The following is an 11,726-nucleotide window of genomic DNA, read 5'->3' on the forward strand; positions in this document are numbered from 1 at the left end:
ATGTCAAACGCCAGTGAACTCGAAATGGTGCTGCGCCTGTCGATGGCCGTAGCACTCGGCAGCGTGATCGGCTTCGAACGCGAAGAGCATCGGCCTTCGCATCGACACTGGCGAGATCGTGTTCTTGCTTGGCCCTTCGGGTTCCGGGAAGTCCACGTCTAACAATCCCCATCTAATACGGTTTGAGGTCCTAGAATCATTTCGCAGGAGTTAGCGATTAATGCGACGACACATAGATCGAAGCTGGACCGGCATCAGGCAAGGCAAACGCCTGCTTCATTCTCGTTACTTCCTCAATCGGCGTTCTGCCGAACAGGCGTTTGAATTCGCGGCTGAATTGCGAGGCGCTTTCATAACCGACTTCGACGCAGGCGCTGGCGGCAGTCAGGCCATTCCGCGCCATCAAGAGACGTGCCTGGTGCAGGCGTGTCGACTTCAGGTATTGCATTGGCGAAGTCGCCGTGACGTTCTTGAAATGGGAATGAAACGACGGCGCGCTCATGCCAGCTTCCCTGGCAAGCTGATCGACATCGAGTTTCTGGTTGTAGGACGCGTGGATTTTTTTGAGCGCTTTTGCGATTTTCCCGAACTGTCCTTCGTTCGCGAGGGCTGCGCGCATTGACGCTCCCTGATCTCCAGTCAGCACGCGCAGATAGATTTCTTTCACCAGTGCCGGACCGAGGATCTTCGCTTCCATGGGCTCATCCATGGCTTCCAGGAATCGCAGAATCGACGCCGACATTTTCTCGTCCATTGCAGTGGCGAACATGCCTTGGGGAGTGGCATCGCCTGGCTCAACCACTTCCATCTGCAATAACAGGTCGGCGAGCATTTTGAAATCCAGCCGGAAATAAATTGCCAGCAACGGCTTCTTTTCACTTGCCTCGGTTTCCATCGTGAACGGCACCGGCACCGACACGGCCAGATAATGCCGCGCATCGTAGACGTAGGTTTGGTCGCCTAAAAATCCCCTTTTTGTTCCTTGGCATACGACCACAATTCCTGGTTCATAGAGAACCGGCGTCACACTCAGTGGACGGTTGGATCGAAGAAACCTCACATCCCGCAGATACGAGAGGTTATATCCCTCGTCTGGCGCGAGTTTTGTCAGCAGGCTCACCATGCGCTGTTGCTGCTGTTTGCTGTTGTTCGTCAACTCGGTCATCTGTTATGGGTTGATTGAAAATTGAAGGTCAAAATTTCAGGGTTAATAGGTTTAGGCAAGAACCGCATAAAAACCGGTATTTGGATATTTTGCGTTCGCTCTTAAGATTACGTCAAGCCAAGACTGACTTGGCTGATTGATTCGCTCCGTCAGAATGTTTGAAAATTAACCGTAAAGGACTAAATCCATGGGAAAGCTAACTGAAATGAAGTTTCTGATTACCGGTGTCAGTTCAGGATTCGGCCGGGCCTTCGCTATGGCGGCACTGGCCGCCGGGCACACCGTAGTCGGAACAGTCAGAAATGCATCGGCAAAAAAGGATTTCGAGGATTTGGCTATCGGCCGCGCGATTGCGGTCGTACTTGATGTGACCGATTTTTCTGCAATTGACGTCAAAGTGGCAGAAATAACCGGAAAAGTCGGGCCGATCGACGTCCTGGTCAACAACGCCGGTTACGGACATGAAGGAACGCTGGAAGAGTCGCCATTGGAAGAAATGCGCCGTCAGTTCGACGTCAATGTGTTTGGCGCGGTTGCCATGATCAAAGCCGTGTTGCCGTCCATGCGGGAACGCCGGAGCGGACACATCATCAACGTCACGTCAATGGGGGGCTTCATTACCATGCCAGGCATTGCCTACTACTGCGGCAGCAAGTTTGCACTGGAAGGCATCTCGGAAACACTGGCAAAAGAAGTTGCGGGCTTCGGTGTGAAAGTCACCGCAGTCGCCCCGGGCTCCTTCCGCACTGACTGGGCCGGCCGTTCAATGGTTCGTTCGCCGCGCCATATCCAGGATTACGACACTTTGTTCAACCCTATCCGCGGAGCGCGGCAAGAAAAAAGCGGCAAGCAGCTTGGCGATCCGGCCAAGGCCGCGGAGGTATTGCTGAAGATCGCCAATGCGCCTGACGCCCCTGTGCATTTACTGCTTGGCAGCGATGCGGTGACATTGGTGAAAAATAAGATTGCCGCCATGTCGGATGAAATGAAGTCGTGGGAAAGCGTTTCGACGTCGACGGATTACCAAGGAATGTAATGACGTCTGCAGCCAGGGTGGGGTCATAAGATTTTCTTTACTCTTGTAAAAGCTAATCTCGCTTGTGTGCAAGCCGCCGAAAGAGGACATTACTGAAAAGTTACGACGCCCCCGAAACATTAATTCATAGAACGGTCCGAACGCTCATGGTGAAAACATATATCTCTATTTCCGTCCTTCTGGCGGCCATCCTGTCGATGCATTCTGCCATGGCCGCTGCTACGGTGCCGGCAGCAAAGGATACACAAGTCTTGCAAAGAATCCGCGTGCAGGGAACCGATCGCGAAATGGGCATGGGGATTGCCGAGTTCCCTCCCAATGCCGAAAAACCGCGCCACAAGGCAATTGGGCCTGAGGTCGTCTATGTGCTTGAAGGGGAAATCACAATCCTGGTAGATGGCATGCCTGCAAAGGTCGTTCATGCGGGCGAGAGTTACCAGCTTGCGGCGAAAGATATCCATGTCACTAAAGCAGGACCGGCCGGCGCGAAAACCATCGCATCTTGGGTGACCGTACCAGGCAAGCAATTTAATGTATATGTTCCAAAATAATTGCCCTTCACGCTCACCTTGTTACGTTCCGAACGTCGGTGGATTTCCAGTGAAGGGGATAATTTTGCGCAGGCCAACTCGGCTGGCCTGTCACAAAAATGTCACAAATCCGTTTTCAAAATTCGCTAAAATAAATCTTAATCCACCGACCAAAGAGTGAGCGGCGCATGTCGAAATTGACCCAACAGGATAATTAGGCAGCAGCGGCCGCTTGCGACTGGCGCCAATCTAAAAGCCCACCTTTCGGTGGGTCTTTTTTTGTGGAGCAAGTTCTAAAGCTCATACGTATCCAGTGGCCACGGCGAAGCTACACCTGGCGATGACGCCAGGTAGAAAAGTCGCATTTTGTTAAGAAGATGACGGGTCCTGACTGTTCGTTGTTTGCCGGCTTTCTAAAATCCCAGCGTCAACGCAGTTGTTCTCAGTTGATATATCGGCGCCCTAGGCGTATCGGGGTACCACTGTGCCATCCGTGTGATTCCTGTCACGGCCTCGATGTGAACCTAGAAAGCAACCATGCTAAAAAAGAACTCTTCCAGGCGCCAATTCCTATCCGATACACTCAAACTTGTAGGGGCATCCGCCACCGTCAGCCTGCTGCCGGAAAGCATCCTGAGAGCCCAGTCGATAGCGGCGGCAAGCACTACCGGGACAATACAGGACGTCAAGCACGTGGTCATCCTGATGCAGGAAAACCGGTCGTTTGATCATTATCTGGGCAGCGCGGCCGGCGTTCGAGGTTTTGGCGATCCGCGTCCGGTTGTCTTGCCGACGACTGGCTATCCTGTCTGGTATCAACCGTCGTTGTTTTCCTATGTGCTGCCTTTCCGGCCGGCATCTTCGAGCACGAATGGAGATACCTACTACGCAGGTCTCAATCATGACTGGAGCGGCGGCCACTCGGCCTGGAATCTTGGCCGCTACGATAATTGGATACCGGCCAAATCCTCGGCGACGATGACGTACTTCACCAATCAGGACATTCCTTACTACTACTCGCTGGCGCAGGCGTTTACGGTATGCGATGGCTACCATTGTTCGCAGCTCGGTCCTACCAATCCCAATCGCCTTTATTTCTTTAGCGGCTGCTGTGGAAACGTCGCTGGGGCATCGCCACAAATCGATAACAATGCAACGCCAAATGCCAACTGGACGACTTTACCGGAACGTCTCAACCAGGCAGGCATTACCTGGAAAGTCTATCAGGACAAAGGGCAGGGGCTGGATGCGAACAGCGGTTTCGGGGAATATAAAACGGCGACGACAAGCGATCTCTGGTGGAATGGAAACTACGGCGACAATACGCTGCTCAATTTTAAGCAATACCAGAACCTGGCCTCGACCAGTGCGCTTACTCCGGCATTCAATGGAACGCAAATCGATGCCAGGGGAAGTGGCCAGCCGTATGACACGCGCCTTTTCCAGCAACTCAAAGACGACGTTACGAACGACACGCTGCCGCAAGTTTCATGGATAGCCGCGCCTTATGCCTATACCGAACATCCGTCGTGGGCATCGAGCGGCGGCGAATGGTATGTCAGTAACATCTTGAATGCATTGACGTCCAATCCAGCAGTCTGGGCCAGCACAGTCTTCTTTATCACCTACGATGAAAATGACGGCTTTTTCGATCATATGTCGCCACCGGTTCCGCCTACACCCGGCAACGGCAAATCAAATGTCAGCACGGCTGCCGAGTTTTACAACAGCAGCAATACCCAATCGGCATCGGACGGCTCGAAACAGGGAGATCAGCAAATCGGCCTCGGGGTGCGGGTTCCGATGTTTGTCATCTCTCCGTGGTCGAAGGGTGGCAGGGTCAATTCGGAAGTGTTCGACCACACGTCTATCATCCGTTTCATCGAAGCGCGGTTCAACAGCGCGTCGTCGCCGTTGAAGGAAACGAATATAACGGCATGGCGACGGGCCGTCTGCGGCGACCTGACATCGGCATTCGATTTTTCGGCGCCGCCTCAAACCGGTTCGACGACTACCGTAGCCGACAGCAAGATGGATCCGAATGGTCCGACGGTACCATCCCCCCAGCCACCCAGCCCACAGAAGTTGCCGACGATATCGGCCAGTCGCCGCACGGCATGCCGGCTGCCATATGCCTTCCTGGCCAAGGGCTCTGCCGACCGAACCGCCAAAGCGATGGCGCTGACCTTCACCAATACCGGCCGCGCCGGTTTAAACTTGCAAGTCAGGACAGGAAACAATACCAGCGTCGCACCGCGCCACTACACGCTCGCTCCGGGCAACGCACTGGCGCAGGTGTTGCAGGACTCGTTGGCGGTCAGCGCCGACGGCAGTTACGATCTGTCGGTCTATGGGCCCAATGGCTTCTTGCAGGAGTTCCGCGGCAGCATCGGCAGTTCTGGTACATCGGGGTCGCTGGCTGAGATCCAGCTTGGCTACGACGTCCAGAACGGTAATGTGCGCATCACCCTGGACAACAGCAAGAGCAGCAGGGTCAGCGTATTTCAACTTACCGACAACGCCTACAAAAAGAATGCATTCGTCTCCGTCAACGTCGCCGCAGGGGCCACCCAGGATGTAGCGTGGCTCGGCGACGCAGGCTGGTACGACGTGGGGATCCGCGTGGCTGACGATGCCAATTACCTGCGGCGCGTTGCCGGCTGCGTGCAACTGCAAACAGGAGCCTTGCTGACCGATTCCGCAATCGGCAATACCACTCAGTTTGTGCCGTCGTTTTCCGTCCAGGGTACGACATCCGCCACGCTTCGTTTTGATTATGTTGCGCCTCCGTGGCAGCATAGTCCGAAGAACTGGATTGGCGTATTCAAGCGGGGCGTCAAGCCTAGCTCAGCTTCTTGGCTTGCCTGGGTTTACGCGCCCAAGAGTGTTGGATCGGTAATGCTTGCGAGTCGAAGCGGCAATGCTGTGCTGGCCTCGGGGCAATACGATTTGTGGTATTTGTTTGACGATGGCTACGGTGCGTTGAGTGGGCCGGTGGCGTTGAATTTGTAATCAGGGGAGCGGGTCTTGCAGCTAGCACCAGAATTTAGATGGGCCCTCAGAAATGGGGGCCTTTTTCTTTTGGAACGAAATATGTCTTTGTTATCCAGCACGATATAGCGCTAAACTGCCCTTTAGCATTATCTGCTCATCTCGCGTGACCATTGATAAAGGATGTCTGGTTCATGTTCTTCATTGGTGCTTCCGTCGGTCTCCTGGATAGCTGCAAAGCCCCGTGTTTCGTAGAAGATTCGCGCAGGCGCATTTCGCTGAAAAGTCCAAAGCAGCATACTGGGCGAGGCAGCTTGCGCTATCTGTAGAAGGGCGCTACCGACACCTCGCCCCTGACTATCTGGTAATACGTAAAACTGGTCGATCCATCCAGTACGAAATGCAATCACACCAAGTAACTTTTCATCGATGGCTCCCCAGACCTCGCATTCAGCGAAAACATGCTCCCGAAAATAAGTGCGATCCTCAGCCGGTGTATGAAGTCCGGCAAGCCAAGGAAGGCGCTCATCAAATGATGTTCTCTGTACGATGGCTGCTTGATCCGTGTCTTCCAGCGAAAGGCGTTTCAGGGAAAAAGTCACTGGTGGCTCCATCCAAATCTAATTGGGTAATGTAAAACGCGTGGACTTCGCTTCAACTCACCGTCTCGCCAACCGCACGATCAAGATTGGCATTCACGCGCAGCAATAGCGTCATCAACTGATCCCGCTCTTCCTCGGTAAAGCCTGCCAAAGCCTGCCGGCTGGCCGCATCCATCACAGCTTTTCCCTTCGGCATCCGCTCAGAGGCCCCGGCAGTCAACGAAACCAGCTGGCTGCGCTTGTCATCGGGATTGGGAACCCGCTGCACCAGCCCGTCGCGTTCCATGCGATTCAGCAGCTGCGCCATGCTGGGCTGTTCCACCTGCGCCAGCCGCGCCAGCTCGGCCTGCGACAAGGAGCCGCTTTTCTTGAGCGCCACCAACACCGGCAGTTGTCCCATGGCAAATCCTAGCGCGCGTAGCGGGCCGTCAACCAGCCGCATTGACGTGCGATAAGCCTGACCGATGAGTTTCACGGGATTGTTCGACAGGTCAATCTTCATCATGTTGACATTTAATAGGTAACTATGTTTATATATAGGCGCCTATTATAAACGAATCAATCAATTCTGTGAATACACAATTACGCATCGCCATAGTCGGCGCGGGCCCGGGAGGCCTGACCCTTGCCCGTATCCTCCATCTGAACGGCATCGCCGTGACGGTGTTCGAGAAGGAATCCCATTCGCTGGAGCGCCCGCAGGGCGGCACCCTGGATCTGCATGAAGGATCGGGCCTGCAAGCGCTCAGGCAGGCCGGTCTCATGGAAGAGTTCCTGGCCATCGCCCGTTACGAGGACCAGGGTTCGCGCCTGCTGGACAAGGCTGGCAATGTGCTGTTTGAGGATCAGGACACCAGCGGTGACCGGCCCGAGGTGGATCGCACTGAACTGCGCGCCATGCTGCTGCAGGCGTTGCCCGCCGCCTGCGTGCGCTGGGGTTGCACGCTGCGCGAGGCGCAGGCGCGGGACGACGGCCGCTGGGACCTGATCTTCGATCATGGCAGCGAGGGGCCGTTCGACCTGGTGGTTGGCGCCGATGGCACGTGGTCGCGGATACGGCCTTTGCTGTCGCCTTACCGTCCGCAATACAGTGGTCTCACTTTCATCGAGTGCGGCATCGACGATGTCGACCGCAGTCATCCCGCGTTATCGCAGCTGGTGGGGCGCGGCAAGATGGGCGTTGAAGCCGATTGCAAGGAAATCATCGCGCAGCGCAACGGCAATGCGCACATCCGCGCTTATGCGATTTTCCGCGTGCCGGCCGACTGGGCAGCGCGGCGTTTCGACCTGACTTCGCCCGCTGCCATGCGCGCGGAACTGATCAAGGAATTCGACGGTTTTGCTCCCGAGATACTCGACCTGTTCCGGGCCAGCAACGACAACTTTGCTATCCGTCCGATTTTTGCGCTGCCGGTGGGCCATTGCTGGGCCAACCGGCACGGCCTCACGCTGCTTGGCGATGCTGCGCATGTCATGTCGCCTTTTGGCGGTGACGGCGTGAACAACGCCATGTTCGATGCGGCCGAACTGGCGCGCTTGCTGATTGAACGCGCCGACTGGGCCGAGGCCGTGGCTGAATACGAAGCGCTGATGTTTGCGCGCATTGTCGAATCTGCCGAAGGTGCGGCGGAAGGGGCTGCGACGCAACTGTCGCATGTCGGCCAGGAGCTGACGCTGGCAATGTATCGGAGCCATGCCGGCTAGATTCAACGGGAAAATCTGCTGCAGGCGCCGGAATTAAAATGCCCTCAGTAATGAGGGTTTTTTTTGATTTCTGCCACCCGCGGCTGAGGAGGAGGGCGAGTGTCGGGGGAAAGTCAGATACCGATTTTTTTAAGAAGAACCGGTAACAGCTGGACCAGGAAAACTGCGCCCACTACCCAGACGATGATGCTGTTTTTAGCTTCAGTCAGATCAGCTTTCGTTGCGTAATTAGACCTGATGACTGCAACGTCTGTTTTGACGGCAGCCAGCTCGGTTTCCAGTTTTTCCATACGTATAAGCATATCTTTATCATCCTGCCGCCGGTCGCGTTTGTCAATGCGTCCTGCCGGCTTGTTCGGGAAAGGGTAATCAACATTTCTCATAGCCTGTCCTTATTTTTCACTCGGCAATATTATTCCTCGAAGCTGATTTACGATACCGTCGGTCTTGCCGAGTATTTTCACTCTCTTCGGCTCTGCATGAAATGGCCGCTGTGTCGAAGGAGCATCAATTTTCATCTAGATTATCAGGAAGAGTTTTGTTTTTCGTTCCTCAATGTAAAGTTCTCCCTTTTGCTTAAGAGCTGGGCTGCATCGACATTCAGAAGTACGCCTTTGCGCCCGGCTTGAGGATAGGTTTCAATGCGCGTATCGGCATGACCAACTGCGGTCCCAGGCAAACGCCCATGGCGTGGCCGATGCCGGAAACGACGAAGGAAATCTTGTCCGGTTCGTCAAACTCGAAATCCAGATATTGCGGCAGCACATCGGTGCAATCGATATCCGGATTCAATTTGCCGCGGTTCTTCTTTGACTCCACCTTCTCGCTGATGAAGTCCGCAAGAACAGGGGTAATGTCGGACCCGTCTTTATTCCGTATCCGGACTGGAAACAGGCGGTTGAAATCCAGGTAGCCGCCGCGAATCAGATCAAATGTAAACGGATCGTAATGGTTGTTCGGATGCGCTCCTCCGCAAAAAGTGCTTCCCGCTTCGACGATGCTCATCAGTTTTTCTGACAGATAGCGAACTTCTATTGTCTCCGAGTCATAGTCACCCAGGGTGCCGGAGGCAGGCCCGTCCGCGGTGTAGAGTGTTGCCTTGCACTCCAGCGCAGCCAGGCTCATTTGCCAATGGCGCTGCTCAAGGATCTGGTTGATGCTCGCCAGTACCTGGGGATCGGGATGGCGGGTCAGGCGCGGATAGGCGAACTTGGTTCTCGGATCTGTCACCATTCTGTAGCCGACGTTTTTGCGAATGATTTCGGGCCCAGGCTGCAGCGGGATTTGCATTTTCAGGTAGTCATAGGGAGCGTACTTGAGCGAGATGGCCGTGCCATACGCGATGTTGCTGCCTATGCCTGGCGCAATGGCCGCAGTAACGGCCTCCACGCCGACCGGCCTGATGGCATCGGGGTCGTAGCGTCCGACCTGGTGCAATTCGAACGCCAGGCTCTTCTTTGTTTTGGCGTCACGCCAGGTGCCCAGGTAAGTATCGCCATCGATTTTCCCTTGCCAGACACTGCGCGGTTTTTCCGTGGCTGGATCGATGAATATCGGCTGGTCACGGTTATCGTCGCCGGCCAGCAGCTCTCCATGTTCATATCTGGGCAGCGCTTCCTTGAGCGATGCAAGGGGACCGTGCAGGGGAATATCGACGCCATGGCGCATGTAGAAATAGCGGCCGTCATAGCCATCGGCTACTTTCTCCAGCTCTAGCACGACTTCAGTATTTTTCCCCAGCGTTCCTTTGAAAACGATGCGTTCGCCAGCCAGCGCAGCGCCGGTGGTAGCACAGGACAATGTGCCGAACATGATCAGATATTGAAAGAAAGTTTTCATTGTCGGGTTGGATAATTAGTAGGGCAAGGGAAAACATCTTGGGATCATGTCGAAAATTCTATCTTTAAATGGTACTGTTTCCCCGCTATCGAAAAAATAATTCGCAGCCAAAACACATGAAAGGAAAACATTCATGATGGTTCAAGGAAAATTCCCGAGGATGTCCAATGTCCTTGGTTCGGCCCTGTTGGGGATGATGCTGCTGTCCGCCGGATGCGGCGGCAGTGGCGAGCTGCATCCCGGCGTCCCTGTCAGCTGCACCCAGCTGAACGGCATGGCCATATCTGCGCAGGCCATCGTCACCGACGCGCGCACTGTAGCGCCGGCCGGCAGCGGGGTGGCGGCGACCGGAGAGTATTGTTTGGTGAAGGGGGAAATCAACCCGGTCGATTCGGCCGCACCGAAAATCAAGTTCCAACTTGGCCTGCCTACGGCCTGGAACCACAAGGCGCTGATGTTCGGCGGCGGCGGTTATAACGGTACTGTGCCCGATGTCGGCGGCAACGTCCCCGCCGGCCCGCAAGACAAGGCCAGGCCGCTGGCGCGCGGCTACGCGACCTTCGGCAGCGATTCCGGACACCAGGCCAACCAGATGGGCAGCCGCGACGGCACATTCGGGCAGAACGACGAAGCCTTGCGGAATTTTGCCGGCGATGCGCTCAAGAAAACGCGCGATGCGGCGATGTACCTGATCCAGCGCTATTACGCCGGCGCGCCGCAAAAATCCTACTTCGCCGGCGGTTCGACCGGCGGCCGCGAAGCCTTGGCGGTGGCGCAGCGCTGGTCGCAGGATTGGGACGGCGTGATTGCGCTGTATCCGGCCTGGGCCGCGGCCAGCCTGGATCTGCAGTTCGGCCGCATCACGCGCGCGTTTGCCATGCCGGGTGCCTATCTGAATCCGGCCAAACGCAAGACGCTGTACGACGCGGCAATGGCAAGCTGCGATGCGCTGGACGGCGTCAAGGACGGCTTGATCAGCAATATGGCGGCATGCAACAGCGGTTTTGATCCCGCCAGCGCGACACTGAACGGCGCACCGCTGCGCTGTGCCGGCGGTGCGGATAGCGGCGACAGCTGCCTGTCCGATCCGCAGATCGCCGCGCTGAAAACCTACAGCACGCCGATCACGTTCAGCCACCCTCTCGGCAGCGGAGAAACGCAGTATCCCGGCCTCAATGTATGGGGCGCCGATCTCGGCCTGGCCGGCGACTCGGTGGCGCAGAAAACCGTAAGGCTGCTGGCCATGGGCGACAGCCAGCCGGCGCAGCCGATGCCGACCGATGCGCCTTACTGGGCGACGTTCTGGGACCAGTGGGTGAAATATTTCATCACGCGCGATGCGGCGTTTGATTCCCTGTCGCTCGATCCGCAGAATGCCGGGCCATGGCAGGCGCGCATCGACCGGCTCACGGTCATGCAAGACATCAACAAGACGGATTTGTCGGCATTCAGGGCCAAGGGCGGGAAAATCCTGATGGCGCATGGCATGTCGGATGCGCTGGTCAGCACCCGTTCCAGCGAGGATTATTTCCGGCGCCTGCAATCGACCATGGGCGGCGCTGCGGTCGGCAGTTTTGTCCGTTATTACGAAATCCCCGGCTACGGCCATTCCTTATCGACGGTCTTCAATGCCGCATGGGATTCGCTGACGGCGCTGGAAAACTGGGTGGAGCAGGGCAGTGCGCCGGTAGCGCAGATTGTCGCGGATACGGCAGGCATCCCGGGCCGCAGCCGTCCCCTTTGCGAGTTTCCCGCGTGGCCCAGATACAAGGGCGCGGGCGATATCAACCTGGCGGCGAGTTTCAGCTGCGCTACGCAATAGAGGCCTGGCAGGACAGTAATTGCGGGAGATCGTAGGG

Annotated in this window: 11 protein-coding genes; 6 read left to right on the top strand and 5 right to left on the bottom strand. The window is 56.0% G+C overall.

Going from position 1 to position 11,726, the window contains the following annotated elements:
- The first annotated feature begins 115 nt into the window (after nucleotides 1-115).
- Nucleotides 116-214, top strand: coding sequence for a hypothetical protein (locus CFter6_RS26910; protein ID WP_417924801.1), 99 nt, complete (start codon nucleotides 116-118; stop codon nucleotides 212-214).
- Between the two features lie 3 nt (nucleotides 215-217).
- Here CFter6_RS26910 and CFter6_RS04305 read toward each other — a convergent pair whose 3' ends face one another.
- Entirely contained in the window at nucleotides 218-1,165 is a 948-nt protein-coding gene (locus CFter6_RS04305; RefSeq protein WP_061538877.1) for an AraC family transcriptional regulator, read from the bottom strand.
- 187 nt (nucleotides 1,166-1,352) lie between these two features.
- Between CFter6_RS04305 and CFter6_RS04310 the strand changes: the two genes are divergently transcribed.
- The 3 genes from CFter6_RS04310 (at nucleotide 1,353) to CFter6_RS04320 (ending at nucleotide 5,743) form a co-directional block, all read left to right on the top strand.
- Nucleotides 1,353-2,201, top strand: a complete 849-nt coding sequence (locus CFter6_RS04310) for an oxidoreductase (RefSeq protein WP_061538878.1) — start codon at nucleotides 1,353-1,355, stop codon at nucleotides 2,199-2,201.
- A 146-nt stretch (nucleotides 2,202-2,347) separates the two neighbouring features.
- Nucleotides 2,348-2,752, top strand: a complete 405-nt coding sequence (locus CFter6_RS04315; RefSeq protein ID WP_061538879.1) for a cupin domain-containing protein — start codon at nucleotides 2,348-2,350, stop codon at nucleotides 2,750-2,752.
- 516 nt (nucleotides 2,753-3,268) lie between these two features.
- Nucleotides 3,269-5,743: a phosphocholine-specific phospholipase C gene (locus tag CFter6_RS04320; protein ID WP_061538880.1), complete on the top strand. Its 2,475-nt coding sequence runs from the start codon at nucleotides 3,269-3,271 to the stop codon at nucleotides 5,741-5,743.
- A gap of 128 nt (nucleotides 5,744-5,871) precedes the next feature.
- Here CFter6_RS04320 and CFter6_RS04325 read toward each other — a convergent pair whose 3' ends face one another.
- Nucleotides 5,872-6,324 (bottom strand): GNAT family N-acetyltransferase, encoded by a 453-nt coding sequence (locus CFter6_RS04325; RefSeq protein ID WP_205631443.1) that lies wholly within the window; start codon nucleotides 6,322-6,324, stop codon nucleotides 5,872-5,874.
- A 52-nt stretch (nucleotides 6,325-6,376) separates the two neighbouring features.
- On the bottom strand, nucleotides 6,377-6,829 hold the full coding sequence (locus tag CFter6_RS04330) for a MarR family winged helix-turn-helix transcriptional regulator (protein ID WP_082814590.1): 453 nt from the start codon (nucleotides 6,827-6,829) through the stop codon (nucleotides 6,377-6,379).
- 65 nt (nucleotides 6,830-6,894) lie between these two features.
- On the opposite strand from CFter6_RS04330, the gene CFter6_RS04335 reads away from it, so the two are divergent.
- Nucleotides 6,895-8,028, top strand: a complete 1,134-nt coding sequence (locus CFter6_RS04335; protein WP_061538882.1) for an FAD-dependent oxidoreductase — start codon at nucleotides 6,895-6,897, stop codon at nucleotides 8,026-8,028.
- 113 nt (nucleotides 8,029-8,141) lie between these two features.
- On the opposite strand, the gene CFter6_RS04340 is transcribed toward CFter6_RS04335, so the two are convergent.
- Both CFter6_RS04340 and CFter6_RS04345 read right to left on the bottom strand, forming a co-directional pair.
- Nucleotides 8,142-8,411, bottom strand: coding sequence for a hypothetical protein (locus CFter6_RS04340; protein ID WP_061538883.1), 270 nt, complete (start codon nucleotides 8,409-8,411; stop codon nucleotides 8,142-8,144).
- A 217-nt stretch (nucleotides 8,412-8,628) separates the two neighbouring features.
- Nucleotides 8,629-9,867: a hypothetical protein gene (locus tag CFter6_RS04345; protein WP_061538884.1), complete on the bottom strand. Its 1,239-nt coding sequence runs from the start codon at nucleotides 9,865-9,867 to the stop codon at nucleotides 8,629-8,631.
- Between the two features lie 133 nt (nucleotides 9,868-10,000).
- On the opposite strand from CFter6_RS04345, the gene CFter6_RS04350 reads away from it, so the two are divergent.
- Nucleotides 10,001-11,689 (top strand): tannase/feruloyl esterase family alpha/beta hydrolase, encoded by a 1,689-nt coding sequence (locus CFter6_RS04350; RefSeq protein WP_061538885.1) that lies wholly within the window; start codon nucleotides 10,001-10,003, stop codon nucleotides 11,687-11,689.
- The last annotated feature ends 37 nt before the right edge of the window (nucleotides 11,690-11,726 follow it).

Source organism: Collimonas fungivorans (assembly GCF_001584145.1).
Classification (GTDB): Bacteria; Pseudomonadota; Gammaproteobacteria; order Burkholderiales; family Burkholderiaceae_D; genus Collimonas; species Collimonas fungivorans.